Source organism: Pedobacter sp. AC402, from assembly GCF_979252805.1.
On sequence record NZ_CEEDAI010000009.1, the window covers coordinates 583,642 to 609,688 of the forward strand.

32 protein-coding genes and 1 pseudogene are annotated in these 26,047 nt (G+C 38.3%); 23 read left to right on the plus strand and 10 right to left on the minus strand.

Annotated features, from left to right (window positions below; translation table 11 throughout):
* Position 1 precedes the first annotated feature (1 nt).
* From AC0IWE_RS13345 to AC0IWE_RS13360, 4 genes are all read left to right on the plus strand, one after another.
* Positions 2 to 1,345 carry an ankyrin repeat domain-containing protein gene (locus tag AC0IWE_RS13345; RefSeq protein ID WP_471793419.1) on the plus strand — a complete coding sequence of 448 codons (1,344 nt, stop codon included), beginning with the start codon at positions 2 to 4 and terminating at the stop codon, positions 1,343 to 1,345.
* A gap of 127 nt (positions 1,346 to 1,472) precedes the next feature.
* Positions 1,473 to 2,045: a hypothetical protein gene (locus AC0IWE_RS13350; RefSeq protein ID WP_471793420.1), complete on the plus strand. Its 573-nt coding sequence runs from the start codon at positions 1,473 to 1,475 to the stop codon at positions 2,043 to 2,045.
* Between the two features lie 240 nt (positions 2,046 to 2,285).
* Positions 2,286 to 3,605, plus strand: coding sequence for a PQQ-dependent sugar dehydrogenase (locus AC0IWE_RS13355; protein WP_471793421.1), 1,320 nt, complete (start codon positions 2,286 to 2,288; stop codon positions 3,603 to 3,605).
* Between the two features lie 80 nt (positions 3,606 to 3,685).
* Entirely contained in the window at positions 3,686 to 5,737 is a 2,052-nt protein-coding gene (locus AC0IWE_RS13360; RefSeq protein WP_471793422.1) for a TonB-dependent receptor, read from the plus strand.
* A gap of 51 nt (positions 5,738 to 5,788) precedes the next feature.
* Here the strand turns inward: AC0IWE_RS13360 and AC0IWE_RS13365 are convergent, their stop codons facing one another.
* On the minus strand, positions 5,789 to 6,133 hold the full coding sequence (locus AC0IWE_RS13365; protein ID WP_471793423.1) for a single-stranded DNA-binding protein: 345 nt from the start codon (positions 6,131 to 6,133) through the stop codon (positions 5,789 to 5,791).
* A 241-nt stretch (positions 6,134 to 6,374) separates the two neighbouring features.
* Between AC0IWE_RS13365 and AC0IWE_RS13370 the strand changes: the two genes are divergently transcribed.
* The 6 genes from AC0IWE_RS13370 to AC0IWE_RS13395 all read left to right on the plus strand — a co-directional run bounded on the left by AC0IWE_RS13370 (position 6,375) and on the right by AC0IWE_RS13395 (position 9,335).
* Positions 6,375 to 6,740 carry a hypothetical protein gene (locus tag AC0IWE_RS13370; protein ID WP_471793424.1) on the plus strand — a complete coding sequence of 122 codons (366 nt, stop codon included), beginning with the start codon at positions 6,375 to 6,377 and terminating at the stop codon, positions 6,738 to 6,740.
* 71 nt (positions 6,741 to 6,811) lie between these two features.
* Positions 6,812 to 7,015 carry an avidin-fold protein gene (locus AC0IWE_RS13375; RefSeq protein ID WP_471793425.1) on the plus strand — a complete coding sequence of 68 codons (204 nt, stop codon included), beginning with the start codon at positions 6,812 to 6,814 and terminating at the stop codon, positions 7,013 to 7,015.
* Positions 7,016 to 7,028: 13 nt separating this feature from the next.
* Positions 7,029 to 7,151, plus strand: a complete 123-nt coding sequence (locus AC0IWE_RS13380) for an avidin-fold protein (RefSeq protein WP_471794039.1) — start codon at positions 7,029 to 7,031, stop codon at positions 7,149 to 7,151.
* 100 nt (positions 7,152 to 7,251) lie between these two features.
* A complete protein-coding gene (locus AC0IWE_RS13385) occupies positions 7,252 to 7,779 on the plus strand; it encodes a MepB family protein (protein ID WP_471793426.1) in 528 nt (175 codons plus the stop codon).
* 79 nt (positions 7,780 to 7,858) lie between these two features.
* Complete coding sequence (locus AC0IWE_RS13390; protein ID WP_471793427.1) at positions 7,859 to 8,716, plus strand: methylated-DNA--[protein]-cysteine S-methyltransferase; 858 nt, start codon at positions 7,859 to 7,861, stop codon at positions 8,714 to 8,716.
* Positions 8,717 to 8,726: 10 nt separating this feature from the next.
* A complete protein-coding gene (locus AC0IWE_RS13395; protein ID WP_471793428.1) occupies positions 8,727 to 9,335 on the plus strand; it encodes an alpha-ketoglutarate-dependent dioxygenase AlkB family protein in 609 nt (202 codons plus the stop codon).
* A 144-nt stretch (positions 9,336 to 9,479) separates the two neighbouring features.
* On the opposite strand, the gene AC0IWE_RS13400 is transcribed toward AC0IWE_RS13395, so the two are convergent.
* The 5 genes from AC0IWE_RS13400 to AC0IWE_RS13420 all read right to left on the minus strand — a co-directional run bounded on the left by AC0IWE_RS13400 (position 9,480) and on the right by AC0IWE_RS13420 (position 16,410).
* Entirely contained in the window at positions 9,480 to 10,763 is a 1,284-nt protein-coding gene (locus tag AC0IWE_RS13400; protein ID WP_471793429.1) for an HlyD family secretion protein, read from the minus strand.
* A gap of 11 nt (positions 10,764 to 10,774) precedes the next feature.
* Positions 10,775 to 12,982, minus strand: a complete 2,208-nt coding sequence (locus AC0IWE_RS13405) for a peptidase domain-containing ABC transporter (RefSeq protein WP_471793430.1) — start codon at positions 12,980 to 12,982, stop codon at positions 10,775 to 10,777.
* A gap of 49 nt (positions 12,983 to 13,031) precedes the next feature.
* On the minus strand, positions 13,032 to 14,426 hold the full coding sequence (locus AC0IWE_RS13410; RefSeq protein WP_471793431.1) for a TlpA family protein disulfide reductase: 1,395 nt from the start codon (positions 14,424 to 14,426) through the stop codon (positions 13,032 to 13,034).
* A 57-nt stretch (positions 14,427 to 14,483) separates the two neighbouring features.
* The gene (locus tag AC0IWE_RS13415) at positions 14,484 to 14,681 is read right to left on the minus strand and encodes a bacteriocin-like protein (RefSeq protein ID WP_471793432.1); all 198 of its coding nucleotides are present in this window, start codon (positions 14,679 to 14,681) and stop codon (positions 14,484 to 14,486) included.
* Positions 14,682 to 14,832: 151 nt separating this feature from the next.
* Positions 14,833 to 16,410 carry a hypothetical protein gene (locus AC0IWE_RS13420; RefSeq protein ID WP_471793433.1) on the minus strand — a complete coding sequence of 526 codons (1,578 nt, stop codon included), beginning with the start codon at positions 16,408 to 16,410 and terminating at the stop codon, positions 14,833 to 14,835.
* A 695-nt stretch (positions 16,411 to 17,105) separates the two neighbouring features.
* Here AC0IWE_RS13420 and AC0IWE_RS13425 point away from each other — a divergent pair.
* From AC0IWE_RS13425 to AC0IWE_RS13450, 6 genes are all read left to right on the plus strand, one after another.
* Positions 17,106 to 17,288 carry a hypothetical protein gene (locus AC0IWE_RS13425; RefSeq protein WP_471793434.1) on the plus strand — a complete coding sequence of 61 codons (183 nt, stop codon included), beginning with the start codon at positions 17,106 to 17,108 and terminating at the stop codon, positions 17,286 to 17,288.
* Positions 17,289 to 17,581: 293 nt separating this feature from the next.
* Positions 17,582 to 18,259, plus strand: a complete 678-nt coding sequence (locus AC0IWE_RS13430) for a hypothetical protein (protein ID WP_471793435.1) — start codon at positions 17,582 to 17,584, stop codon at positions 18,257 to 18,259.
* A complete protein-coding gene (locus AC0IWE_RS13435) occupies positions 18,234 to 18,788 on the plus strand; it encodes a S41 family peptidase (protein ID WP_471793436.1) in 555 nt (184 codons plus the stop codon). Before AC0IWE_RS13430 ends, AC0IWE_RS13435 begins: the two co-directional genes overlap by 26 nt.
* Before the next feature lie 291 nt (positions 18,789 to 19,079).
* Positions 19,080 to 19,829, plus strand: coding sequence for a sensor histidine kinase (locus tag AC0IWE_RS13440; RefSeq protein WP_471793437.1), 750 nt, complete (start codon positions 19,080 to 19,082; stop codon positions 19,827 to 19,829).
* A gap of 81 nt (positions 19,830 to 19,910) precedes the next feature.
* The gene (locus AC0IWE_RS13445) at positions 19,911 to 20,519 is read left to right on the plus strand and encodes a LytR/AlgR family response regulator transcription factor (protein WP_471793438.1); all 609 of its coding nucleotides are present in this window, start codon (positions 19,911 to 19,913) and stop codon (positions 20,517 to 20,519) included.
* Positions 20,443 to 20,637 (plus strand): LytTR family transcriptional regulator DNA-binding domain-containing protein, encoded by a 195-nt coding sequence (locus tag AC0IWE_RS13450; RefSeq protein ID WP_471793439.1) that lies wholly within the window; start codon positions 20,443 to 20,445, stop codon positions 20,635 to 20,637. Before AC0IWE_RS13445 ends, AC0IWE_RS13450 begins: the two co-directional genes overlap by 77 nt.
* 199 nt (positions 20,638 to 20,836) lie before the next feature.
* Here AC0IWE_RS13450 and AC0IWE_RS13455 read toward each other — a convergent pair whose 3' ends face one another.
* Both AC0IWE_RS13455 and AC0IWE_RS13460 read right to left on the minus strand, forming a co-directional pair.
* Positions 20,837 to 21,304, minus strand: coding sequence for a hypothetical protein (locus AC0IWE_RS13455; RefSeq protein WP_471793440.1), 468 nt, complete (start codon positions 21,302 to 21,304; stop codon positions 20,837 to 20,839).
* Entirely contained in the window at positions 21,265 to 21,624 is a 360-nt protein-coding gene (locus AC0IWE_RS13460) for a hypothetical protein (protein WP_471793441.1), read from the minus strand. Before AC0IWE_RS13460 ends, AC0IWE_RS13455 begins: the two co-directional genes overlap by 40 nt.
* Before the next feature lie 219 nt (positions 21,625 to 21,843).
* On the opposite strand from AC0IWE_RS13460, the gene AC0IWE_RS13465 reads away from it, so the two are divergent.
* The 7 genes and pseudogenes from AC0IWE_RS13465 to AC0IWE_RS13495 all read left to right on the plus strand — a co-directional run bounded on the left by AC0IWE_RS13465 (position 21,844) and on the right by AC0IWE_RS13495 (position 25,002).
* Positions 21,844 to 22,338: a response regulator transcription factor gene (locus AC0IWE_RS13465; protein WP_471793442.1), complete on the plus strand. Its 495-nt coding sequence runs from the start codon at positions 21,844 to 21,846 to the stop codon at positions 22,336 to 22,338.
* Positions 22,339 to 22,459: 121 nt separating this feature from the next.
* The gene (locus AC0IWE_RS13470) at positions 22,460 to 22,717 is read left to right on the plus strand and encodes a DUF4199 domain-containing protein (RefSeq protein ID WP_471794040.1); all 258 of its coding nucleotides are present in this window, start codon (positions 22,460 to 22,462) and stop codon (positions 22,715 to 22,717) included.
* Positions 22,718 to 22,722: 5 nt separating this feature from the next.
* Entirely contained in the window at positions 22,723 to 22,956 is a 234-nt protein-coding gene (locus AC0IWE_RS13475; RefSeq protein ID WP_471793443.1) for a DUF4199 domain-containing protein, read from the plus strand.
* Between the two features lie 55 nt (positions 22,957 to 23,011).
* A pseudogene (locus tag AC0IWE_RS13480) lies at positions 23,012 to 23,536 on the plus strand (GNAT family N-acetyltransferase).
* 74 nt (positions 23,537 to 23,610) lie between these two features.
* Entirely contained in the window at positions 23,611 to 24,009 is a 399-nt protein-coding gene (locus AC0IWE_RS13485; RefSeq protein WP_471793444.1) for an META domain-containing protein, read from the plus strand.
* A 202-nt stretch (positions 24,010 to 24,211) separates the two neighbouring features.
* Positions 24,212 to 24,805: a YihY/virulence factor BrkB family protein gene (locus tag AC0IWE_RS13490; RefSeq protein WP_471794041.1), complete on the plus strand. Its 594-nt coding sequence runs from the start codon at positions 24,212 to 24,214 to the stop codon at positions 24,803 to 24,805.
* Entirely contained in the window at positions 24,802 to 25,002 is a 201-nt protein-coding gene (locus AC0IWE_RS13495; protein WP_471793445.1) for a hypothetical protein, read from the plus strand. Before AC0IWE_RS13490 ends, AC0IWE_RS13495 begins: the two co-directional genes overlap by 4 nt.
* 32 nt (positions 25,003 to 25,034) lie before the next feature.
* Here AC0IWE_RS13495 and AC0IWE_RS13500 read toward each other — a convergent pair whose 3' ends face one another.
* Positions 25,035 to 25,469, minus strand: a complete 435-nt coding sequence (locus AC0IWE_RS13500; RefSeq protein WP_471793446.1) for a MarR family winged helix-turn-helix transcriptional regulator — start codon at positions 25,467 to 25,469, stop codon at positions 25,035 to 25,037.
* A gap of 216 nt (positions 25,470 to 25,685) precedes the next feature.
* Entirely contained in the window at positions 25,686 to 26,024 is a 339-nt protein-coding gene (locus AC0IWE_RS13505) for an Ohr family peroxiredoxin (protein WP_471793447.1), read from the minus strand.
* Between the last annotated feature and the right edge of the window lie 23 nt (positions 26,025 to 26,047).

The following is a 26,047-nucleotide window of genomic DNA, read 5'->3' on the forward strand; positions in this document are numbered from 1 at the left end:
GATGTCATTTATAATTGCCTGCGAAAGCGGTAAGCGAAAAATTGCCGAACTTTTACTGGCAAATGGAGAAGTAGAAATTGGTTATACAGACGAAAAAGGCAGAACCGCACTCCATTATGCGGCCCATCGCGGTTATTTAGATCTTGTACAAATTTTAATCGACCGTGGAGCCGACCTGGATTATGAAGACCATGCCGGGGAAACACCTTTATATTTTGCCTGTTTACAAAAACAGAAACAAACTGCAATTTATTTAATTGATAAAGGCGCCAGGGTTAACATTAAAGACTTAAAGGGAAATAGCCTTTTGCATTTAACAGCGCAAAGCGGACAAATAGAAGTACTTGAAAAACTGCTTAACAAAGGGCTTGAGGTTGATGGCGAAAATAATGAAGCAGAAACACCATTACTTGTCGCCTCAGCATGGAGAAACAAAGAAATTGTGCAAAAGCTACTGGAATTTGGCGCCAATATTAACACCACTAACAAACATGGAGATTCTCCATTAATTTTTGCCGTAAAATCCAAAAATACACCAATGGTAGAGCTCATTCTGGATAAAGGGGCCAACATTAACCACATTAACCACGCGGGCGAATCGGCATTATTACTTGCCTGTTACGATGCCAACAGGATGCTTACCAAGATATTGGTAGAAAAAGGTGCAGATGTATTTGTTTCTTCTAAAGATGGCCTTTCGCCAATTTGGTATGCCTGTGCAAATAATCAAAAAGAAATCGTCGATTTATTTTTAGCCAACGGGGTTGATGTAAATTACGCAAAACCACTTTCGGGCAAAGATGATTCGATGTATTCGTATCTTGAATGGGTAGAAACCGCAAATAACATATCCATTTCAGCAAGTTTTTCTTTTGAAAACAGTTACAGTTACGGCGGCGAAAGCATGTTACATGTAGCAGCAAAAAGTGGCCATTTGAGTATGCTGAAAATGTTGATTGAAAAAGGTGCAAATGTGAACATTCAGGATGAAAGTGGTAATACTGCGCTACATTATGCCGCAGCCAATGGGAAAAAGGATGCCGTAAAATTTCTGCTCGAACAATTAGCAGATCCAGGCATCGTTAACGTAAAAGAACAAAAAGCAATCGATTATTCAAACATCAAAGGTTTTAACGAAATTACTGAACTTTTGTTAAACGCAGGGCCAAAAGGCGATCTGCATGCGCCTTTAAAAACGGTACCCGTAGAAAATGAAGTTCTGCCAATAAAAAATGATATATCAGCAAAAAAGCAAGCCCTTTTTGATTTGAAAGAACTACTGGATGCCGGAATATTATCGCAGGAAGAATTTGATGCCGAAAAAGCCAAAATATTAAACGGATAGCAGGTTTAGTGCGACAAATATTTGATTAAATTTTTAAGCTTAAATATTTAGTTATAAATTTATCATTAAGAATTTTCCTGGCCGGTGCTAACTCCGGTCAGGAAAGTTTGACATTAATGCTCCCAAAATGAAATCTACTACCAAAACACAGCTGCAATTATTTATCCTGCTTTTACTTTCAGTGTTGATCTACAGCTGCTCACCTAAGCTTTATGTGGATGAAGACAAGCGTTATCAAGCCGGAACATTAACAGATGCACAAGTAGATTCTCTCCATTTTTACCTGAAAGAGAACCAAAGATTAACGCTTAAAGATACGATCATCATCAAATATGACTTCAACAGGGATGACTGCTGGAAGGATTTAAGTTATCAGAATGCAGAATTTTTAAATAATGTAAGGTGGACATTCCAAAAAAACATCCTCGAAAAGGCAGAAGCCAGACCTAAAGTTGCCATTTACCAATACCGTGAAGTAGGCGAAAGTTTCAGTCCCATAAAATCAAAAGGCCTGGAAATAGAAACCGACTCCGGCTTTTTAAAAAAACTGTTGTTCAAAGAAAACACCTCATGTGGTACTTCGGCAATTATCCTTCCTAACGGCAAATTTTTATTGGTAAAATCAGATCCGCAATTTTCTGCGCTGCTTTTAAACGCGAAGGATATCGAAAAAAAACTGCTTGAAAACCTGGTGAAGTAAACCAGATAACGTATTTTTCTATAACAATCTAAAGTGGTTTAAAAAACCCTACTAAATGTTTTGTTGTGCCGTAATTTGGTTTCACTAACCGTCTATGAATCAAAATACAACTTTAAGCAAGTTATGTAGGGTACTTTCCTTTTATCTTTTATGGTTGTAGCAATTATGGTCTGACTGAAAACATCTAATTGATTTTCATGTTATATTTTTCGAAGATTAATTTAATCAAAACCGGTTAATATGAAAAATAAGATTTTTTACGCCTCAATGCTCTCAACCGCAGTAATTTTCGGTTGCCAATCGAAGTCGAATTCGCAAAAACAGGGAGAAGATACCACGCTTACAACTAAAACAGGCGCAATTAATTTACCAGCGCCCGATACCAATGCGGCAAAAAGCAAGTTTAGTAAAGTAATTGGCTGGCCCGAAGGTAAAACGCCTATCGCTCCAGAAGGGTTTGTGGTAACCAAATTTGCATCCAATATCAAAAGTCCGCGCAATACCTATATTGCCCCAAATGGCGATGTACTGGTTGCACTTTCAAATTCGGAAAGAAGCACTACTGAAAGCATTGCAAATACGGTATCAGGTAAAGCTAAATCTGAAGTTCCAGGAAAAAGTGCCAATACCATTTTACTTTACCGCGATGATAACAAAGATGGCAAACCAGAAACGGTTACTACATTTTTAAACGGCCTGAATCAACCTTTCGGGATGCTGATTATTGGCAACTCGTTTTATGTAGCCAATACAGATGGTTTATGGCAGTACCCATATAAAACTGGCGATACCAAGATTACCGCTACAGGGAAAAAGATTTTAAGTTTGCCTGCGGGAGGTTATAACAACCATTGGACAAGAAATCTGATTGCAAATGCAGATCAAAGCAAAATATATATTACTGTAGGTTCGGGCAGTAATGTTGGTGAAAATGGAATGGAAAATGAAGTTCGAAGAGCGAATATCCTGGAAATAAATCCTGATGGAAGTGGAGAAAAAATTTACGCCAGCGGTTTAAGAAATCCTGTTGGAATAGATTGGGCACCTTCAAGCAAGGTACTTTGGACAGCCGTTAATGAACGGGATGGATTGGGCGACGACCTTGTACCCGATTACATTACCAGTGTAAAACAAGGTGCTTTTTATGGATGGCCATTTTCATATTATGGTCAGAATGAAGACCCTCGTTTAAAAGGTAAAAACCCGGAGATGGTTAAAAAAGCAATAGCACCCGATGTAGCAGTTGGTGCCCATACTGCATCATTAGGATTGGCGTTTTATAAAGACACAAAATTTCCTCAAAAATACCAGGGAGGAGCATTTATAGGTCAGCACGGCTCATGGAACAGGTCGGCAATTTCAGGTTACAAAGTTGCTTTCGTGCCTTTTAAAGATGGAAAACCAGCAGGTAAACCTGAAGATTTTTTAACTGGCTTTGTAGCAGATGTTGATAAGGCCGATGTATATGGCCGCCCGGTTGGCGTTACCCTAACACCCGATGGCGCTTTATTGGTTGCCGACGATGTTAGCGGCGTAATTTGGAGAGTTGCTGCAAAATAATTAATACAATAGCCACAGATTCACAGAATACGTTAAATTTATCTGCCAAATCTGTGGCTAAACTTCCAATCCTTATCCTCTTGAAACCAAACCTTACCCTATTATTTACCCTAATTTCTGTTAGCTGCTTAGCACAAACCATCAAACCCGATTCAGTAAAAAAGCTTAGCGAGATTACAGTAAAAGGTTATTACAATCACCAACCCCTTCTAAGATCGGTATCTGCAGTAAATCTGATCGACAGCAGCGTAATCAGGAATCAACAGAGCAGTTCACTGGTGAGTACACTGAATTCCATTTCAGGTGTAAGAATGGAAGAACGTTCACCAGGCAGTTACCGCTTATCGCTTCGTGGCAGCTTATTACGTTCACCTTTTGGCATCAGGAATATTAAAATCTATATCGATGATTTGCCTTTAACCGATGCTGGTGGTAACACTTATTTAAATGCGTTGGATATGGCCGCCATCGGCAACATAGAAATCTATAAAGGACCGGAGGCCAGTATATTTGGAGCAAATACAGGAGGTGCCGTTTTAATTAGTCCACCAAATTTTGACAGAAATGAAATCAGTGTTTCTGCCATAACTGGTTCATACGGACTTTTCCACCAAACGGCCGCTATCAATCATCAATTTAAGAATTACAGCTTTAATTTTACAGAGGGTTATCAAAAAAGTGATGGTTTCCGCCAGAATAGTGCCATGGAAAGAAAGTATTTCCAAACGGCACACCAGTGGAATTATAGTACTGCCGGAAGTTTAAAAGCCTTTGCATTTTATAGTGACCTTGGATATCACACACCCGGAGGCTTAACCGCTGCTCAATTGGAACAAGATCCTAAATTGGCACGCCCTGCAACAGCCACCCTACCTGGTGCCATTGCACAACAGGCCGCCATTTATAATAAAACTATTTTCGGCGGGATATCCAACTCTTATCAGATCAATCCTCATTTTAAACATGTTATTGCGTTCTTTACATCATATACCGATTTCAAAAATCCATTTATCACCAATTATGAAAAACGTTATGAAAGTACATTGGGCTTGCGTACATTTTTAGATTATGAAAAGGAATATGACGATTTTAAATTTAATGCACAGGTTGGTTTAGAAAGTTCAGCAACCAAAAGCGAAATCAATAATTTTAACAACAACGGTGGTGAAGCAACTTCCATGCAAGCTTCTGATCGTTTAAAAGCAAGCCAGGATTTTGCCTATTTAAGATTAAACTTCGATATCAACAGAAAGTTGCTGATTGAACTTGCTTCAAGTCTTAATTTCTACAAGTATAAATACGAAAGTTATTTTCCTGTAGTGATCGCTTCACAACAACGAAAATTTGATCCACAATTTATGCCAAAGGTTACGCTATCTTATTTAATAACAAACGATTTTTCTGCCAGGGCTTCAGTAAGTAGAGGCTATTCGCCACCCACTATTGCAGAGGTAAGGTCATCAGATAATAACATCAACAATAATTTGCAGGCAGAATCTGGCTGGAATTACGAACTCGGCTTGCGTTACAAAACAAAAAACAACCGCTTTTATGCCAATGCAAACCTATTCAGCTACCAGCTTCAGGATGCAATTGTAAGAAGGCTGAACCAAAATGACACTGAATATTTTATCAATGCCGGCGGAACAAAGCAGAAAGGCATTGAACTTGAAACAGCCATTTGGATTATCAGAAACCCTGCTTCTTTTTTAAGCGGGTTACAATTTAAAAGCAATTATACTTTTAGTCATTTCAGATTTAAAGATTTTGTAAGCGGTAATACAACTTATAGCGGCAATAAACTGACTGGTGTTCCGGCAAATATCTTAATTAACAGTTTGGAATTTAACTTTCCAAAAGAATGTTACCTTTTCATGCAGCACAATTACACTTCTACCATACCATTAAATGATGCAAATACTGTTTTTACCAAAAGATACCACCTTGTAGAGGCAAAAGCCGGCATCCGTAATGTAAAGCTGAGTAAAATCCATTTCGAAGTATATGCAGGGGTAAATAATTTATTCAATGCTAATTATAGCCTGGGTAATGACTTAAATGCTGCAAACGGAAGATATTTTAATCCAGCGGCAGGAATCAATTTTTATACTGGCCTGGCTATAAAACTTTAACAATAAGAATTCCCACCAATAACTATTGTTATATGGTGGGAATCAGTGATGCTAAAATGCAGCAACTTTTTCGTTCGCTCTGATCACAAGGTCGTTGACAACGATATTAGTATTATAATGTCTTTTGCCATCCTTACCATCGTACGAAACTGCTTCCAGCCTACCCTCGATAGTCAAACCGGTACCTTTTTTAATTTGGTTGGCCAGTTCAGCTTTCGCATTCCAAAATGTTAGGGTAAACCAATTCACTTTTTTAATTTCAACGCCATTCGCGTCTTTGTACGATTCGTTTACAGCCATGTTAACTTTGGCAATTTTGTAATCTCCAACAATTTTAACATCGGCATCTGCCCCTGCAAATCCACTTAATACTACTTTGTTAGCTGCACTTTCCATAATCTTGAATTTTTATAAGTTTCTTAATGTTTAACGAACAGTCATCATAATCGATAACCGACAGGACAAAAGTGCAAGTAGATTCAGAAATTAGTCGGATTGTAAATATTTATAGTCGTTTATAAACGTTTATATTCGGATAAACCGTTCCTATAAGCTCAAATAAGGTTTTTTATTTTTTTTCTTTCGACCATTTTATTTTATAATTTAGAACATCATCCCATAATAAAAAGAAATTATTATGGAACGTTTATGTTTAGATTGCGGAACCCTCGTAAAAGGGAGAACGGATAAAAAATTTTGCAATGATTCTTGTCGCAACAATTACAACAATCATTTAAAGATTAAAGACGATCTTGTTCTCAAACGGATTAACAGCATTTTAAAAAAGAACCGCAATATCCTGATGCAACTTAACCCAAGTGGTAAGGCAAAGGTTACACGAAAAGAATTACTTGCTGCTGGCTTTAATTTTGATTACCATACTTATAGCTATACGGCTCAAAATGGAAATGTCTATATTTTCTGTTATGAATATGGGTACCTTGTTTTAAATGATGAGCGGTATCTGTTGGTAAAAAGAGAAGAAAAACTTTGGTTAGCTTAATTGGTTCAAATTACAGAACAAAAATTGCGGTATTTTTTATTTAAGCTTCAGATGTTTACATTTAACAGCTTATGATAAATTACAACAACAAAGTTTTCAAACCCGTTAGCAATACCGAAAATGGCGAAACTTCAGATGAAACTGTTTTTACCTATCAACAGACAGGAAATATTCTTACTGCCGGATATACTGGTGGAAAAATTGTCTCTGGACATTTAATCGGTCTTGTGGATGAGGCATGGCAATATCGAAATGAGGTATCACCAGGTAAATAATAAAGGAGAATTAATGACCGGAATTTGCCAGTCGGTACCAGAACATTTGCCGAATGGCAAAATCAGACTTCATGAAACCTGGCAGTGGACATCGGGTGACAGATCAAAAGGTAAATCTATTATTGAGGAACAATAAGGTTTCATGTGTCTGTACTATGATTACCACACCAGGTCGAGTAAAAATGCTACCAAACTTAATTTTGATCAGCAGCCAGCCATCCAGATTTTGAATAAACATGTCAATAACAGAAAGTCCGATTATACATTTGCCTCCTTTGCTAAAAACTGCTGCCAATTTGATATTCGATCCCTTAGGTTATCAAATCATTAACCTAAAAATGGAAAGCGAAAGTCAGGAATATTCAGCCTGCAGCTTCGAATTAAACAGTTTAAAAATTATCTACCGTATTTCAAAAATCACCCCTACTAAAACCGGGCAGTTTGTAACCATATGGAAACGGAATAAGACTGGGATTACTATTCCGTTTGATGAACAGGATGATTTTGACCTGATGATCATCACTGCAATAAGCGAGCACAACTTCGGTCAGTTTATTTTTCCGAAGAACACATTGGCACAACAAAAAATTATTACCAAAAATGGCGTGGGCGGAAAAAGAGGAATCAGAATTTATCCTCCATGGGATACCGTAACCAATAAACAGGCAGAGAAAACCCAGCAGTGGCAACTTGCATATTTTTTCCCTATTAATCTAAACCAATCTACCGATTTAGCATTGGCAAAGAAATTAATTAATACCTAGATTAAAATTAAACACAGCAAGTTTCGGGTAGGTTGCCCCATCACTAACGACTACTTTTGGTTATAATTTTTTTAAGACCATGAAAGCACAAGAAGATATTAATTTCAACAGGATAGCCGAGGCCATCAGTTACATCAGGGCCAACTTTAAAACGCAACCCGGCTTGGAAGAAATTGCAGAACAGGTAAATTTAAGTCCTTTTCATTTTCAAAGGTTATTTAGTGAATGGGCCGGTACCACACCCAAACGTTTTTTGCAATACATCAGTATCGGTTATGCCAAAGAAATGTTAAAAGGTAACCAGAGTTTATTTGATACCGCCCTCGAAACCGGATTATCAGGAACCAGCCGTTTACACGATCTTTTTGTAAATATTGAAGGCATGACGCCTGGAGAATATAAAAATGGTGGCGAAAATCTCCATATTAACTACAGCTTCGCAGAAAGCCCGTTCGGAAACATCATAGTAGCAAGTACACCCAAAGGAATCTGTCATATCGCATTTTATGAAGATGAAAATATTGCGTTTACCAATTTGCAAATGCAGTTTCCATCAGCCCTTTACCAACAGTTATTGGATAAGGAGCAACAGAACGCTTTGTATATTTTCAGTCACGATTGGAGCAAACTGCACAAGGTTAAGCTACATTTAAAAGGGACCGATTTTCAGTTAAAAGTTTGGGAAGCTTTGCTAAAAATACCAATGGGTAAATTGGCCACCTATGGTAACATTGCCAAACAATTGCGAAACCCAAATGCATCAAGAGCTGTTGGAACTGCAATAGGAGATAATCCGGTAGCTTTTCTTATTCCCTGCCATCGGGTAATTCAATCGAGCGGTGCTTTAGGGGGTTATCATTGGGGTACGGATCGAAAAACGGCTATAATAGGATGGGAAGCAGCACAAGCCAACAAGCAAAAATATGAGGAACAATAGCCTAAACACAATGGATTTATTCAGCACCACAATAGATACCAACAAGAACCTGCTACCTTACGGCGGAACCGTAAACTATTACGGAAAATTATTCACCTCATCAGAAGCTGACCATTATTTTAATATCCTGATGAATACCATAGAGTGGAAAAACGATGAAGCTTTTATTATGGGTAAACACATCATCACCAAAAGAAAAGTAGCCTGGTATGGCGATGAATCTTATTCGTATACTTACTCCAATAAATCGAAATTGGCTCTCCCCTGGACAAAAGAACTGCTGGAATTAAAAAAACTCTCGGAAGCGCAAACCGGCACTACATTTAATTCCTGTTTACTCAACTTATACCACAATGGTGATGAAGGAATGGCCTACCACAGTGATGACGAAAAAGCATTGGCTAAAGATTCGGCTATTGCATCTTTAAGTTTCGGTGCCGAAAGAAGATTTTTATTTAAACACAAACAGACCAAAGAAACGGTTGCTTTATTTTTGGAAAATGGAAGTTTACTGGTAATGAAGGATGAAACACAAACAAACTGGCTGCACCGTTTGCCTCCTACTAAAAAAGTAAATCAGCCAAGGGTAAACCTAACTTTTAGGACGATGGTGGTTTAGCTTGCTAACTTAAAATTAGTTAATTTTATGCTCAACCAAATAACAAATGAGCGCATAATCTTTAAAAGAATTATAGTTTAGTTTTTTGAAAAGTATGGTTCATCTCATTATAAAGGATGGATAATTTATTGAAATCTTAGAATTTCAGCCATTATTCATCATTTTGGTAAAATTTCTAAAAAATCTTTGAAGCAGTGAGCTTTCTTCAGTAATGATTTCAGCATCTGCCTGCATTCCATTCTTTAATATGATTTTGTGATCTTTATCTTTGTTCTCAAAATTAACAAAGCTTACCTTAGCAATAAACACACTGTCCCGATAAGCAACATCAGAAATATAAGTGAGCTTTCCCCTGATCATCCCGTACTGCTCGTAAGGATAACTGCGCATTTTCACAAGTGTACTTGCCCCCTTTTTAATTTTCCCCATGTTATACTGTGGTATCTGGATCTCGCCAAAAAAATCCGTATTCCCAGGATTTACAACAAACACTTCCTGACCTGACTGCAAATTTTGGTTTTCCTGGACGATGCCTGCAAAGCTTACCTTGCCGGCAACTGGAGCAACTAAAATATGCTGCATCATCCAGGTATTACTTTCGGTAATGCATTGATTTAATGCCTGAACAAATTTGGCCTGTTCTTCCGATATCGTATGGCGCAAATCTAAAAGCTCTTTCTCTTTGGCGCTGTAAGTCCCGGAATTATTAACGATGGCCGTTTCGCTCTGCTGTAAAGGATATTTTGAAGCTAAATATTTGTTTTCCTGTTGTGCAAATTCGCTTCTTGAAATTACTTTGTTTTTATACAGTTTTTGATAGGCTTTATATTCCTCTTCTTGATTTGCATATTCCAGTTGTTGTATTTTTTGCTGATGCATTATATGGCTATTCAACTTCTTGATATTGCCAAGGTCTTTTTCGAGAAATGACATACGGATAAGATAATAGCCATTTTTGGTGGTAGCCTGATACTGCAGGTACTGTTGGTAGAAATTCTGGTAACTACCTTGTATTTCACCGAGGTTCAGCCCTTCCGATAAAACGATCGCTTCGGCGTTACGCTTCATGACCTTTGATTGTACAGACTTTAGCTCACGGTTTAACTTTAATACGTCCTTGGCACTTGCAGTACTCTCAAAGTAGGCCAAGGGCTGTCCGGCCGCTACAGCTTGTCCTTCTGAAACAAGTAGGGTAGTCAGCTTTCCAGTTTGTCTGGCGAGGACCGGCTTTGGGGCGTTAAGGCAATTAACCTTCAGACTAGTTTTAACTATGTCAGGATAATTGATAGATGATGATAGCAAAATTATACTCCCCAAAATACAGAATATCAAGGTAATTCCCCACCGCAAAATCCACGATGGTACCGCTGTAATAATTTCATGTACTTCTTCACTATTAACCTCTCGTTCTGATATGTTCTCTGGCATAGTTTAAAAATTTAGTTTCCTAGCTCCAGCTGGTTTTTGACCAACTTATAATATTCACCCTTGCTCTTAGTCAATTCTGCATGTGTGCCCTGCTCTATAATCATACCTTTATCAAGTACTACGATATTATCGGCATTTTTGACCGTACTTAAACGGTGTGCAACTACAACAACCGTCCGCCCCTTAAAAAAGCCTTCCAGGTTTTCCATAATCACTTTTTCGTTAATGGCATCAAGTGCGTTAGTGGCTTCATCAAAGAAGATATAGCTAGGGTCCTTATAAATGGCCCGGGCAATCAAAATCCGTTGACGCTGGCCCTGGCTGATACCATTACCTTCGACACCGATTTTCGTGTTTAAACCCAAAGGCAAGTTTTCTATGAAGTCAGTGATGTTGGCCATTTCAATGGCGTGTTTAAGTTTTTTTAAATCCGGATATTCGTCTCCCGCAGCAATATTTTTGGCAATGCTGTCCGAAAAGATAAAGCCATCCTGCATGACTACGCCACATAGTCCACGCCAATAACGAAAACTGATCTGGTTGAGATAACTGTTCCCGACTTTTATGTCTCCTTTTCCCGGATCATAAAAACGGAGTAAGAGTTTCAAGATGGTTGTTTTACCGCTGCCGCTCATCCCTACTATAGCCGTTGTTTTTCCTTCTGGTATGTTAAGGTCAATTTTGGATAAAACGGGCTCATTGCCTGCACCTGGATAAGTAAAGGTTAAATTCTGAAGGGAAATGCTCTTACCAAAAGGCAATTCTTTAATGAAAGTTTTGCTAACTGGTTCTTCATCATCCATTTCCCGGATCTCATTGAGTCGTTCCAAAGAAATCTTTGCATCCTGTAGTTGTTGTATAAAACCGAGCATCTGTTCAATGGGGCTGTTTAGCTGACCAATGATATACTGCACCGCCATCATGGCCCCTAGCGTTAACTGGCCGTCTATTACAGATTTGGCCACCAAGAATGTAATGAGGATATTTTTACCTTCGTTGATAAAAAAGGTTCCTGCCTGTTGGTACTGGCTCAACTTCAGGCTCTTGATATTGAAACGAAAGAGACCGGCCTGTAACCGTTCCCATTCCCACCGTTTCTGTTGCTCACAGTTGTTTAGCTTGATCTCCTGCATCCCATTTATAAGCTGTACGATAGAACTCTGGTTCTTCGATGAAATATCAAACCGTTTAAAATCCAAGGTTCGGCGCTTTCTTAAAAAAAGGATTACCCAAAGGCTGTACAGCATACTGCTTACAATAAAAATAATAAAGATGCTTACATTATAATATGCCAGTACAACACCAAATACAATGAGATTAAACAATGAAAAAACCACAGTAAGTGTAGATCCCGTCAGGAAATTTTCAATCCTTTTCTGGTCGCTCATCCGCTGCATGATATCACCGGTCATCTTGCTATCAAAGAAGCTCATCGGCAATTTCATCAGCTTAATCAAAAAGTCGGTTAAAATAGAAATATTGATTCGGGTACTGATGTGCAATAGTATCCATGAACGGATAAAGTCTACACTCATCCTGCCGACAAACAACATACTCTGAGCGATAAGAATGATGTAAATAAAGTTCAGGTTCCGTGTATTGATCCCGATATCTACCACAGACTGGGTTAGAAATGGCAAGACAAGCTGTAGCAGGCTGCCTACCCCCAGCCCTACAAAAAGCTGGACGATAAGTTGTTTATACCTGTATAGGTATTTAAGGAGGTAACTTAGGTTTAGGTCGACATTTTTATCTCCTTCCGTAGTATAAAAATCAGGAGTAGGAGAAAGCATCAGTAGAATACCTTTGTTCCGATCTTCTCCTGTACCAGTTGCCCAGCCTCTGGTAAATTCCTCTTCTGTATATTTTATCCGTCCTTTTGAGGGATCTGAAACATAATAGAAACGCCGTGCTTTTTTGGAACTCACTGCTTTAACCTTGTAGAGTACCACAAAATGATTATGGTTCCAGTGGGCAATAACCGGTAATTCAATATCCCTAAGCTGGTCAATATCAATCTGGGCTCCTGTAGTCCTGAAACCTACTTTTTCAGCTGCTTCACTAAGTCCAAGTAAAGTGACACCTTCACGGTTGATACCACTAATATCCCGGAGTCGCTGTAAGCTGAAATTTTTACCATAGTATTTGGCTATCATGCGTAGCGACGTAGGCCCACAATCAGCCTGATCGGGTTGCGTATAATGAGGAAAGGTTTTCAATGAATATTCTTCTAAATTTCTGCGACACTAAGGGTAAAACTTTAACCTCCTAATTCTTTAACAATTTTTCAATTTCTAGCTTTAGTTTGGCATCACTCGGTCGTGGAGCGTCTAGGCAAAACAATTTTACCGGACTTACTGATAGTAGATAACGGGGAATTGAAGTGACTTTAAGATCACGCGCCAGTTTGGCTTCAAAATCACCTTCAGCCAGATAGCTGTTTCCTTCCGGAAGTTTCAGGCTGGCTGCACTGCTTTTCCAATCTGCTTGTTTCTCATCAAGCGATAAGTAAATAAAAGTAATGGCCTTATTGGCATATTGCTTTCTTAACAGGTGTGATGCAGGCATTTCCGCTTTGCATGGGGCACACCAACTGGCCCATAAATCAACATAAACTACTTTTCCCTTGTTCTTGGTGATCAGGTTTGCCCAGGTAGACTTATTGCCTTTAGTGTTGATCAGTACAGTGGCCGTGTTAGTGGATGCGTTTTTAACAGCTACCCCGTTTTGATAATATTCTGATAACTTGGTTTTATAAATACCTTGCGGGAAATTGTTATTATATGCTTTTACATATTCTCCTGCTGTTGCAGCAGATAGTTTACCACCCTTTATTAATTTTATTAAGCGGTAAGACAATAGGAATTCCTTATCCCTTCCACTAAAATGATCGGAAATGATCGTGCTAATATTGGAGTAGTTGTCTTCACCCTTATTATTTGTCAATAGATAACTTAGACTGATCAATGCCTTCTGATATTCGATATTATTAATTGCAGGCAAGCATGCAATAAGTTCTTTTTTTAATCTGTCTGCTTCAGGGTAATACTCCTTTACAGACAATGGATTAATTGTTTCCGATTTCCTGCATAAGATTAGGATATCCTGTACCAGAATACCACTAAATAGTGATCTGCAATACTGGGTAAACGCATCGGACATCTTATATTTAGTTCCATAATCTTTCAGATATTTAAGCCTTGCCTGGTACATCATCCTGATCTTTTGTTCACGCTCTTGCTTGGTGGTTTCCTTTGTGAATTCTGGAGGGCATTTAAAAGGGAACCGCATTGGGCCAATCTCTTTAATAAGCCTCGCAAAAAAAAGAAATTCATCGTTCTGAACTTTAGTGTATTTTTTATTGGTGCGAGTTACTGTTGTTGCGCTCGTGCCTTTTATTTTTGTCAGCACAAGCGTGTCACCTGGATTGACGAGGTAACAATTTTGGCTGGATTCTGCCTCTACAAGTAAAACAGGTTTACCAATTGCGATAGCCTCGGTGCCTTTAATTCCAAAATGTGGATGCCCCATCGCCACTTCATCTGTGTAATAGAAGTTATATTCCGAATGCTTGTTACCATTACCTAGCTTAAGTACGAGATTCTGTGCAAGCGAATTCAAACAGATAAACAATAAAAGTGACAGTGATAGTGCTTGTTTCATAAAATCTTTTTTTAAATATAAAAAAATAGAGCCGACATTTATCGGCTCCATTTTAGTTTACGCCATTAGGGCTTCTTCTCTTGATGCATGACATGAATCACAGCACCATTTTTCTCCTGCACCTGCACCGCCTTCTGCTTGATCTCTGCTCATTCCGCAATCACTGGATGACCAGTCAGAATTATGGACACAACAAGTTCCGCTACCTACTACATTTTTCATTTCTGCTTTGCTCAATGTTTTAAAATTTTTCATTTTGTTTTTCGATTTGATTGAATATTTATTTTGTGCTGTACATTCACGTAGAACAGCTTCAACGGCAAAAGTTTTATAACATCATGCTGGTTACCTGACCGCCCGTTTGCAACCGCACGCCCAGTCATTGTACAATATTTTATTTATTACCTTAAAAAATAAGGTGCCGAAGGTCTTCAATACGGTAAGGATCTGGAAGCTTATAGCCATTGACCAGGATCGTTGGTGTCAGAATAACGCCAACCATATCGCACCATGCTTTCTGCCTTAAAGCGATATACTCTGTACCTGGAATGGTATCAATAGGAAACCTGACTGACCAGGATTCATATTTTCTTTTAGGATCACCATACCAATCTTCCAGGGCAGCTTGTATCCTGTCCCTTTGGTCTGAATATGCAATTTTTGTTACATGTTGCTGAAACTTTACAGCCGGATCATCCGCTTCCGCGGAAGTTGCAAAAACCAATTTAAACTGCAAATCAGAATTATAATAAAGTAGGTCCTCCATCACGCGGTGTGCTGCCGCACATGGTTCGCAAAAGGGATTGCTGATAACCGTAATGATGATTTCAGGTTCTTTGCTGCCTAACACAATAGGGTAAAGTGTATGATCTACAGCATAGCGTGGCTGTTTTGATAGTATTTGATGGAATAACTCCTTATTGTATTTAAACGCTTTTAGCTGTGTACGCAACGGCTCCAGCTTTATCCAATCGCTAAAAACAGGTTTTAAGGAGAACCATATGCTTACGGGGAACAGAAAAGTTAATGCGAGAATAATAACATCGGCGTTGCTTAATATCGGTATGCTATATTCAAATGCAAATAAAAAGTAAAAGAACTCCGCCCAGAGCAGACCTTGCACACAACAGCATAAAATGCACCAGTTTTTGTTGGTGTATTGGTATCCAATCGACCAAACCGTATAGGGAAGACACAAAAGATTAAGCATGGCTAAAAAAGGGATATAGGCAGGAGAAACCAGCACTGCTATCAGGCTACCTGAGAAATAAAAAAAACCGACTTCAGACCAACTAAGCCATGAATTGATCCGGGCCGCACCAGAATTGAGTGTCTTATTGCAGTTAGCCTTGCTGCCAAACCTACACAGACTATTTACAAGGGTATTATTGCCATTAACGGTATGGATCAGTAGCAGGGTGCTGATGGCTACGCCTGCAAGTTTGATCAGTACTAGGATAAGAGATTCTGCTGAGCGCTGCTGTGTTAGAAAAATAGAAAGGACAGCACTAAACATTAAGGCCATCAACATCGGAAGACCAAGGGTATTTGAATATTTATTAGATAGATTCTTCAGCTCCATGCGCGGACCACTCTCTGCCCCGGCTTCAGCATGAAGGAAAATCCCATTCCATTGCTCAAGAAAATCACTTTCTGCAATTGTTGCAGAGATCTGTTTAGCATCAGAGTACGTCACCATTCCATCTTCAATCGCTTCTATAACAATAAAATCTTTTTTTGGCATATAAGCCAATAAAGGATATTCCAAAAACTTTGGATCATATTCATCCTTACCTATGCGATAAGTTGCGTTCTCTATACGCCACTCATCAAGGCAGTCGCTAACAGCACGCATGCTTGGATAATCTGGGTGTCTCCGCACGCAGGCATCACTGGTACTCGTATTTATTGGAACTTTTAAGCTTCTCAAAAGAGCAGTTAAAATGATTTCCAGGTTTTGTCTTTTTAGTGTGAAAATATTCATCAGGTAGATTAGGTGTTCACAATTTGCGCAGATCTATCGATCGTGACTCATTAATTTATTTTCCTTGGTTATATGTTTTCGATCAGTGCATGCAAATGCTTATGAAACAAATCAGACTGATCCATTATTTCTCATAATTTCTTCATTGTATTCTGCTGTAATGTTGTTTTACTAAGTTTCAGACTTTTTACCGGTAATCAAAGTCCATAAAACGACTATTACACCAAATCCTTTTGGGAATGGACGACTTACCCCCTCGTCGTTGACCAATAGGGAAAAAAAGAAAAAATAAATGATGGTTGTATTGGAGAAAATCAGCCAGAAGACTTGATTTATATGTCAAAAATTGGGATAAAAAATCCTGAATGGCTCCTTGTTACGCAAAATTTAATCACTTCGTAGGGCGTTGTAGTTCAAATGGAGAAGACAAAATATCCTTTCTCTTTTACCTTAATCCATTACACGCTGAACCAAATAGAGTCTTTGGGATTATTGTCCGTTTAATGATAGTAAGTAAGACTCCTGTCTCATCTATAGATATTATGGAAAGAGATAATGAAAGCTGTCAATTAGCATATGTACTGACCATATAAGGGTTTCGTCCGTTAAATAACCCATTTGGTGTATTACACTTGGAAACTATACTAATAAATTATACTTTTAAATAATTTCAAAGCTACTTTACACATATTACTATGAACAACAAGAAAATAATAAAAAGAGTACAATTCGTTTTCAAAAGGAAGCCGATCATGAACCTTACAAAAGAGCAAATGCGACAAATTTATGGTGGAGACACTACGGGAACAACCGCAGGTCTATCTACCGAACCTACTTGTGTGGAAAACAAACCAACGGTTGGTACTGTCAGCAACTAATAAAGTCAGGCAGGCATTATTAAATCATAAAAACTGAATACTGATTAAAATTAATATGTCCAATTATGTAAGGAATTTCGTTCCAATTTTTTTTTATTTTCATTTTTTTTTCTTCAAAAGCCCAAGACTGCAATTGTGGGAACAATTTTAAGTTCGTTGTCGAAAGAATAAAAAAAAATTATGCTGGTTATAGCGACAAGGTAAACTTCTCAAACAAACACAAATTTGAAAAATTTACCGATAGTCTACAGAATGAAGCCAATAAAGCAGCTACCTATCAGTGCCTGCCGGTTTTGAGAACATGGCTTGCTTTCTTTAGTGATAAGCACCTTGGTATCACTTACGACGATAGTGCCTACAGCAAGGAACAAATTAGAGCCTATTATTCGAAAGAGGAGAAAACGAATTGGACAGATTCGCTGTTCGCTTCTTATCTAAACAAAAAGCAAAGTGGTCGGGACAGCCTGGAAGGCTTGTGGAAAGACCAGTCTGGAGCTTACCAGATAGGGATAGTCAGGGACAAAGGAAACAAAAATGATTTCATTGGCTTTATTATTAAGGCTGACGGTGCACGATGGGTGCCCGGGCAGGTGAAATTAAAGATATCCAAAAAAAACAAGACCTATTTTCTTAAATATTACAGAGCTATTGATCACTCTCTGAATTCTCTTTCATTTAATAAAAGAAAAGACACATTAATACTTGGCGATGCCAATGTTACCGCAAAATGGTATAGAAACTCAGTTATTGTTCCTCAGCCCTTTCAAAATGAGCAGAACTCTTCAGTATCTTCGGTATTTAGGATTTTGGATGACAAAACCTGTTTATTTGAGATGCCTGCATTTGCATCCTTAGAGAATGTAAAAGTAATGGATAGTCTTATCAAAAAAAACGTTGGTGAACTGGACAAACGAGATCATTTAATAATCGACATTAGGAACAATTATGGCGGCTCAAGTGCTCGGTTATGACAAATTGATTCCGTATCTCTATACAAATCCTATTTTAACTGAAGGTGCAAGTGTACTCGCCACCGAAGAAAATATCCAGGATTATTATGGCAAGATCCCATCAAATGCTTCCGACACCAGAAAAAAGGTACTGGAGAGAAATCTCAGTATTCTCAAAGCACACGTCGGTGAGCTTTATCCCTTATATCCTGTAGATACCGTCAGAATGCCTAAAGTATTAAGCTATCCAAAATATGTATCTGTGATCGTCAACAAGAGCACGGCAAGTGCTGCAGAACTTTTCATCTTACAGGCAAAACAAAGCTCCAAGGTAAAAATTTACGGCACTAACTCATCGGGGGCTATAGACTATCTAGAGGTGGTAAGGGCTGAACTGCCTTGCGGCTTTTATCGCCTGGGTTATCCTGCCTGTAAATCATTAAGATTGCCCGGGCAGCCACTGGATAACATTGGAATCAAGCCTGATATAGAAATTCCACTCAAAACATCTGCCTGGATAGATTTTGTAAGAACGCACAGGAAAAAATAAAAAAAATGAAAAAAAATCAAAGAATAGTACTATTCCATGTCATTTTTTGGTTGGTGTATATGCTGATAAGTACCCTTATTGAATTTGCCCTTAATCCGAATGACTATGCATTTAGTATCGGAGATTTTTTCTTTAGCCAGTTTCCCAAATATCTGTACCTTCTACCTATGCATTTTTGTCTTCGCAAAATATGTCAGTCCATTAAAAATCTTTCCCCTAATAATTGCGATAATTGCTGTTTACCTGTTTTCATATTTACACTGGTTTGTAACGGCTTACCAGATCCGGCCTTTGATAAAAGCCAATGGTGGGCCTACCACCACTTTTCATATTTGGACGTTTGCAATTGCCGTTCTTTGGTTATATATTAAATATTCATTTTTTGCGTTCGGGTATTATTACTCCAACGAAACCATTAAACATCAAAAAAGGCTTCGCATTATCGAAAAAGAAAAGCACCACGCGGAGTATGCCTTTTTGCGTGCCCAGATCAATCCCCATTTTTTAAACAATACACTTAATTTTTTCTATGCTAAATCCTTACCGTTGTCGGCAGAACTGGCTAACGGCATTATGACCTTGAGTGAGATTATGCACTACTCGTTAAAACAGGACCGTGAAGATCAGACTACCCTGCTGGATGAAGAGATTGCACACATCAAAAACGTAATCGCCATCAATCAATTGCGTTTCAACCATGAGCTGCAGATAAGTTTTGAGGTTTATGGACGTTCAGCAAATGTCCGTATTATTCCGCTTATCCTGATTACCATTGTAGAGAATGTATTGAAACATGGCGATTGTAGCGACGCCTCAAACCCCGCCAAAATCATCCTGAACATTAATGAAGAAAATAGCCTTGTGCATCTGAAAACCAATAATACAAAGCAAAAAGGCCCTAAAGAGCTAACCAGCGGCATAGGCATGGAAAATATCAGAAAGCGACTAACCCATCATTATGGAAAAAACTGCATCCTCTCTATCCGTGAAACAGAAACCGATTATTCAGTTGAATTGATATTATATCAACCCCCATTATAATAAACTAAAAATATATAATGCCAATGATCTTCCCACCTTAAGTCAGCAAGTAAATATTAAACCACGACAATACCCATTACCATGATAAACTGTATTATTGTTGATGATGAAGCGCATGCTATAGAAGTTCTACATCATTATATCAAATCTATTCCCCAACTGAACCTTATCACCAGTTTTACAAAACCATCCGAGGCGATTACGTTTCTGAACGGACAGCAGGTAGACCTTATATTTTTGGATATTCATATGCCAGCGATATCTGGAATAGAGTTCATTCAGACCGTACGCCATGAAAGTTACCATTTTATCCTGACCACGGCCTATCGCGAATTTGCTGCCGAGGGATTTGATCTCGATGTGGTTGATTACCTTATTAAACCCATCTCCTTGACCCGCTTTTTGCAGGCTGTCACAAAAGCACAGAAAGCTATCGGTCTACAAAACTCAGATCGGGTTAGGGATTCTGTAGAAACGGATTATTTCATGGTCAAAGGGCAGATAAAAGGCAAAATGATCAAAATAAATCTCATCGATATTGACTATATCGAAGGCATGAAAAATTATGTTGCATTCCATCACAATGGTAACCGCACCGTCGCTACTGACCACTATGAAGGATGTCGAAGGAAAATTGCCAGAGCAGTATTTTATCCGGGTTCAAAAATCGTTCATTATTGCGCTGAGTAAAGTAACAGCAGTCAATGGAAACCGTGTCATACTAAAAGATGTTTCATCCGAAATTTTGATTGGTGAAACATATAGGCAACACTTCTTAGAGAAAATTAAGAAAAACCAGATTGTGTAATACTCGCACTTTTGTGCTCAAAAATTATAATAGATTAAAAATAAACTAATTTTACTTTCCTTTCAACTTATCAAAAATATCAAGAAATGATTATAGCAAAATAAATTTTGGTAGGGCTTGAGAGACAAATGAAATAAAAAAAGCAGTTACTATTTACAAAGATGTAATAGTAACTGCCATTATAACAAACTATTCTATATTAATGCTTAAATTCTTTAATATCTACAATACGGTCGTCATCTGCATTTTTCTTTAAAAAGGATGTGCCGTTTGCATTAGCCACCCAGGTATAACCGTTTTGAATATTTCCAACCAGGGTTTCAGGCGCATTAATTAAATCGGCAGGCAAAGGCAGGTTAAAGCTTTCACCTGTGGCGGTATTAACCTGGTATAAAGAATTAGCGGTTAAAAAAACCAAAGTGGTTTTATCCTTCGAGTACATAAAAAACTCCCCCTGGATCCGTTCGTCCGGGTTTTGTCTTTTTACAGGATATACCCTTGAGTTTATGGTGGTAATAAAAAAATCATTGTTGATCAGAATATTACTCCGTGTTAATTCTTCAAGGCCATTGGTATATTTTTTATCTTCAGCACCTTTTGATGCCTTATTTAAACTCACCACTTCAGTTACGCCATCCTTAACTGTGATGATATAAAATGGAGCCATTTTACCGGCATTATTGGCAACCTGTACCAATGCCGCTGTTTTTGGGTATTGATAAAAGAGGCAAGGATAAATTTCTTTGCGGGTGCACTTGGTGCATCATCAATGGTAATGGTGGTATCTTTGTATTGAATGGCGAAACGATCGGCAGCAGCTGAGGCACCTGAATCTGTTTTCACAATGGTAAGAATGTTCTTTTTCGATTTAGGAAAAACGTTAAAATCTTCAGTGGCAGCAAATGCTTTTGCTTTGTAGGTTTTTTCTGAACTGCCACAACCGAATAAAACAACGGAAAGGAAGAGTGCATAAAGCGTAATTTTCATAGGTATATTTATTTATATATTTTTTGCTAATTTATAATCTTTATTGCTTCCTTATAATCAAAGTCACCATAAAATTACTTGCCGATAAACTGTAAACAACTGCGGTGGAAAGACGGGATGTACATAGGAGTTCTCCGCCGCTTTCAAAATCCATAGTTTAAAAAAACTCAACTCCCGACTTATCGCTAAATTACTTATTTTTGATCTGAGAGATAAACAATGGCGAACCCTTCAAATTTTCTAACCAGGAATAAAAGTATAATCTTATACGGTTTGTTTCTGGCATTATTGTTATTTCTATTAAAATGGCTCGAATTTCGCCTAATTATCATCAGCCATGCTTTCGAAATTTATGCAGGTTCGATAGCCATTATTTTTACTGCTTTAGGGATCTGGCTGGCACTTAAATTAACCAAACCGAAAACCATCCTGATCGAAAAAGAAGTTTTTACACAAAAGCCGGAAATTTTTATTCTCAATGAAAACGCACTTGCCAGGTTAAACATTAGCAAAAGGGAACTAGAAGTTTTGCAGCTAATGTCCACAGGCTTAAGTAACCAGGAAATTGCATTAAAATTATTTGTTTCGCTTAATACCATAAAAACGCATAATGCAAGGCTTTTCGAAAAACTTGAGGTTAAACGCCGAACACAAGCCATAGAAACTGCAAAAGATTACATATTATTCCTTAACCGACTTATACTTTGGGGCTAAATTAGATGACTTCGAAAAATCACCCTTAAGTATGAAGGATAAAAAGAATGTTCCAACCAACTTCAGGTACAAAATTTAAAAAATTTATAGAAATATAAAGAACGTAATCATATTCGGGCTCATTGCAGGATTTATCGTATCCGTTTTGATGGTGCTCTCTATGGCAAGATGCTATGGTGATCCTAACCTTGAGCACAGCATGCTTATTGGCTATGCCTCTATGGTGCTGGCATTCTCATTTATTTTTGTGGGCATCAAAAACTACCGCGATAAATACAATCACGGCTCAATCAGCTTTGGTAAAGCTTTCAAAATCGGGCTTTTTATCAGCTTAATTGCCTCTACCATATATGTTGTAGTTTGGTTTGGTATGTGTTAGATTTTATGGACAGATATGTAACGCAGGCCTTAAGAGAAGCCAAAACGAATGGCGCCTCAGCAGCTGAAATTGCAAAGCAGACAAAAGAGCTGGCCGCTAATCAGCAGTTATACAAAAACCCTGTAATGGTTGTATTATTTACCTATATGGAAATTTTACCTGTGGGCATAGTGGTATCGCTTGTAGCTGCACTCATTTTAAAAAGAAGACCCGTTGCTTCCGTGGCTTTCCAATCGTAAAAAAAAGCTCATTTTGTAAATTACCTTAACTTTGATTGAGAAAGCCCTTAGATAAATGAAAATCTATATAGAAACAGCGCGTTTAATTTTGCGTGAATTGGTTACTGAAGATGCGGATGGAATGTTTGAAATGGACAGCGACCCTGAGGTACAGCTTTACCTCGGTAACAATCCTGTAAAATCCATTGAGCAGAGCAAAGCAGATATAGCCCTTATTCAAAAACAATATGTTGAAAATGGCATCGGCCGATGGGCAGTAATTGAAAAGAAACAGGAAATTTTACAGGCTGGTGCGGCCTGAAAACTGGTTAAGGAAACCAATAATAACCACACTAATTATTACGATTTGGGCTATCGGTTCAGCAAAAAGTACTGGGGAAAAGGATACGCCACGGAAACCGCAATGGCAACCAGAAATTATGGATTTGAGGTATTAATGCTTGATGAAATTATTGGCATTGCAGATACTGGTAACCGAGGATCAATCCATGTTTTAGAAAAAACGGGTTTAAAGCGCATTAATATTTTTGATTACCACGGCATACCGCACCATTGGATGAAGATTTCAAACCCAGTTTAGCGCGATTAAAGCTGATTCTTGCTTTTTATGGTTTAGTTTTTGATGGTTAAAGGAAAATTATTAAAACCATCGTTATGGAACACCTTATCTTCTGCGGAATGCTGATCTTACGATTGAGTTCTTGTAGAGAAAAATTAGATCCAGCATCCTTTCCCAATACCAAATGGGAATTAACTGAGCTGCCGGGCTTAACGCTACCAAACTCATCAAAAGCAACCTTAAACTTTGCCGATAGCCTTAAAGTAAGCGGAAAATCTTTTTGTAACAATTATGGCGGGCAGGCCGAAATTGCCGATCATAAAATAATGGTTAAAAATGTTTTCGGTACTAAAATGTTCTGTCAGGAAACCGATGCGGCCGAGCGTTCGTACTTACATGCATTAAACCAGGTAAACAATGCAAAAGTAACAGACAATAAGCTTTACCTGCTTAACGGTGATAAAACACTGCTTGTTTTTACCAAAACGAATTAGAAAATTACAATCAAAAAGGCTGAACGAAGTATTTTTACTATTTTCGGCCTTTTGAGTTTAACGCAGAAGTAATGCCATCCATAAAAGAAAACCTTAGCTTTTTTTCTCCACCGTAAGAAATGCATTTAGTTTATTTCAACAGAATGACCCCTTACGGCTGGCAGGTGCAACTGCATTTTTTACCAATTTTGCCCTCCCCCCTATTTTAATTATCCTGATCAGGCTTTTCGGAATGTTTACCGACAGAAGGCTGCTGGCTACGCATCTGTTTGAGCGTTTGGCCAGCATACTGGATAACGAAAGTATTTTGCAGATCAGAACCACGCTAAGAAATATCAGGGGGGCCGATCAGGCCTGGTATGTTACGCTGTTCAGTTTTATATTTTTCCTTTTCGTTGCAACAACATTATTCAATGTAATTAAAAATTCACTTGAACAGATTTGGAACATCGGTCAAAAAGACAAGAAAGGGATTATCAATACCCTTAAATCCAGGGCGATTTCGGTTACCATTATCCTTTTGGCCGGAATATTGTTTTTTATTGGTTTACTGGCCGATAGCGTGCAGGCCTTTATCGGTGCATATTTAAAAAACGGCTCACCATCTTTCGGCTTAGTGCTTACCTCCATTATCAACCAGTTGGTATTTGTGGTGATTGTAACTACTTGGTTTACAATATTATTCCGTTATTTAACCAACGGAAGGCCAACCTGGCGTGCTGCCATTTCGGGTGGATTGTTAACAGGTTGTTTATTTACCGCGGGTAAGTATATTTTAAGGATCTTTTGCCATTGAGCAACATCAGTAACATTTATGGATCAGCAGGCTCCATAATCGTAATTATGCTTTTCGTGTTTTACTCCTCACTGATATTTTATTTCGGAGCATCGTTTATAAAAGCCTTAAGTGTAGGCAGGGCTACGCCGATTATACCAAAAAACGGATCATTTGCATACGAACTTACCGAAGTTGAACCGGAAAAAAAGCACTGATTTCGCTCAGTAACCAAGGGTTGCAAAACCATTTATTTGTTCAGGTTCAGAATCAATTTATCAAGGAGGTTTTTTAACTGGTTAATTTCTTCATGGCTGACCCCGAGATTATCTGACAGCTGAGCACGCAATACGGGAGCCTTTTCTTTTAAAGCATGTCCCTTTTCAGTAAGTGATATTACAATACTTCTTTCATCTTTTAATGACCTCACGCGTTCAACCAGTCCTGTTTCCTGCATGCGCTTAAGCAAAGGCGTTAAGGTATTGGATTGAAGCATCAGTTTCTGTGAAAGTGTGGTTAAGCTAACCGAATCAGTTTCCCAAAGCACCATTAACACAAGGTACTGCGGATAGGTAATTCCAAAACTATCCAGCACTGGCTGATAGCATTTGGTAACCAACCTGGAAGCAGCATACAGCGGGAAACACAGTTGATTTTCCAGTTTAATCGCATCATTTATTTCCATCACAACTTTCTTTACTAATCACAAAAAAATATTCAGCTAAGTAAATAATTTTTAACTGAAATTTTTAATCACGAATTTAATCATTAAAAAATCGTTATTGCAGGGTATGCAATAACGATTCTATTTTAATTCTATTAAATTACTTCCAGCTTCACATCAACGTTGCCGCGTGTGGCATTGGAGTATGGACAAATTGTGTGGGCTTTTTCTACCAGTTCATGGAGCTTGCGCTGCTTCAACTCCTGGTATATGCACCTGTAGGGATACACCAAGTGCAAAGCCTCCCTGCCCATTGGAGTGGAGCGAAACATTTGCTTTAACGCTAGAGGGTTCTTCAGGTTTAACTTTTGCCTGGCCCATAATTAAATTGAGCGCACTATCAAAACAAGCGGCATAGCCCGCAGCAAAAAGCTGTTCGGGGTTGGTATAGCCTTGTTCGCTTCCACCTAATTCTTTTGGCATTCTAACTTCCAATTCCAACACACCATTTTCACTTGTTATTTTTCCATTACGTCCACCGGTTACAGTAGCACTAGTTTCATACAACGTTTTCATATTATGCCTATTTTTAAAATCGT

What these genes read in the sequence shown, in the direction of transcription:
- AC0IWE_RS13345 (WP_471793419.1), top strand. Translation starts at nt 2, where the DNA reads ATGTCATTTATAATTGCCTGCGAAAGCGGTAAGCGAAAAATTGCCGAA.
- AC0IWE_RS13350 (WP_471793420.1), top strand. Translation starts at nt 1,473, where the DNA reads ATGAAATCTACTACCAAAACACAGCTGCAATTATTTATCCTGCTTTTA.
- AC0IWE_RS13355 (WP_471793421.1), top strand. Translation starts at nt 2,286, where the DNA reads ATGAAAAATAAGATTTTTTACGCCTCAATGCTCTCAACCGCAGTAATT.
- AC0IWE_RS13365 (WP_471793423.1), bottom strand. Translation starts at nt 6,133, where the DNA reads ATGGAAAGTGCAGCTAACAAAGTAGTATTAAGTGGATTTGCAGGGGCA.
- AC0IWE_RS13370 (WP_471793424.1), top strand. Translation starts at nt 6,375, where the DNA reads ATGGAACGTTTATGTTTAGATTGCGGAACCCTCGTAAAAGGGAGAACG.
- AC0IWE_RS13375 (WP_471793425.1), top strand. Translation starts at nt 6,812, where the DNA reads ATGATAAATTACAACAACAAAGTTTTCAAACCCGTTAGCAATACCGAA.
- AC0IWE_RS13380 (WP_471794039.1), top strand. Translation starts at nt 7,029, where the DNA reads ATGACCGGAATTTGCCAGTCGGTACCAGAACATTTGCCGAATGGCAAA.
- AC0IWE_RS13385 (WP_471793426.1), top strand. Translation starts at nt 7,252, where the DNA reads ATGTCAATAACAGAAAGTCCGATTATACATTTGCCTCCTTTGCTAAAA.
- AC0IWE_RS13390 (WP_471793427.1), top strand. Translation starts at nt 7,859, where the DNA reads ATGAAAGCACAAGAAGATATTAATTTCAACAGGATAGCCGAGGCCATC.
- AC0IWE_RS13395 (WP_471793428.1), top strand. Translation starts at nt 8,727, where the DNA reads ATGGATTTATTCAGCACCACAATAGATACCAACAAGAACCTGCTACCT.
- AC0IWE_RS13400 (WP_471793429.1), bottom strand. Translation starts at nt 10,763, where the DNA reads ATGCCAGAGAACATATCAGAACGAGAGGTTAATAGTGAAGAAGTACAT.
- AC0IWE_RS13410 (WP_471793431.1), bottom strand. Translation starts at nt 14,426, where the DNA reads ATGAAACAAGCACTATCACTGTCACTTTTATTGTTTATCTGTTTGAAT.
- AC0IWE_RS13415 (WP_471793432.1), bottom strand. Translation starts at nt 14,681, where the DNA reads ATGAAAAATTTTAAAACATTGAGCAAAGCAGAAATGAAAAATGTAGTA.
- AC0IWE_RS13420 (WP_471793433.1), bottom strand. Translation starts at nt 16,410, where the DNA reads ATGAATATTTTCACACTAAAAAGACAAAACCTGGAAATCATTTTAACT.
- AC0IWE_RS13425 (WP_471793434.1), top strand. Translation starts at nt 17,106, where the DNA reads ATGAACAACAAGAAAATAATAAAAAGAGTACAATTCGTTTTCAAAAGG.
- AC0IWE_RS13435 (WP_471793436.1), top strand. Translation starts at nt 18,234, where the DNA reads ATGGCGGCTCAAGTGCTCGGTTATGACAAATTGATTCCGTATCTCTAT.
- AC0IWE_RS13445 (WP_471793438.1), top strand. Translation starts at nt 19,911, where the DNA reads ATGATAAACTGTATTATTGTTGATGATGAAGCGCATGCTATAGAAGTT.
- AC0IWE_RS13450 (WP_471793439.1), top strand. Translation starts at nt 20,443, where the DNA reads ATGAAGGATGTCGAAGGAAAATTGCCAGAGCAGTATTTTATCCGGGTT.
- AC0IWE_RS13455 (WP_471793440.1), bottom strand. Translation starts at nt 21,304, where the DNA reads ATGGCTCCATTTTATATCATCACAGTTAAGGATGGCGTAACTGAAGTG.
- AC0IWE_RS13460 (WP_471793441.1), bottom strand. Translation starts at nt 21,624, where the DNA reads ATGAAAATTACGCTTTATGCACTCTTCCTTTCCGTTGTTTTATTCGGT.
- AC0IWE_RS13465 (WP_471793442.1), top strand. Translation starts at nt 21,844, where the DNA reads ATGGCGAACCCTTCAAATTTTCTAACCAGGAATAAAAGTATAATCTTA.
- AC0IWE_RS13475 (WP_471793443.1), top strand. Translation starts at nt 22,723, where the DNA reads ATGGACAGATATGTAACGCAGGCCTTAAGAGAAGCCAAAACGAATGGC.
- AC0IWE_RS13485 (WP_471793444.1), top strand. Translation starts at nt 23,611, where the DNA reads ATGGAACACCTTATCTTCTGCGGAATGCTGATCTTACGATTGAGTTCT.
- AC0IWE_RS13500 (WP_471793446.1), bottom strand. Translation starts at nt 25,469, where the DNA reads ATGGAAATAAATGATGCGATTAAACTGGAAAATCAACTGTGTTTCCCG.
- AC0IWE_RS13505 (WP_471793447.1), bottom strand. Translation starts at nt 26,024, where the DNA reads ATGAAAACGTTGTATGAAACTAGTGCTACTGTAACCGGTGGACGTAAT.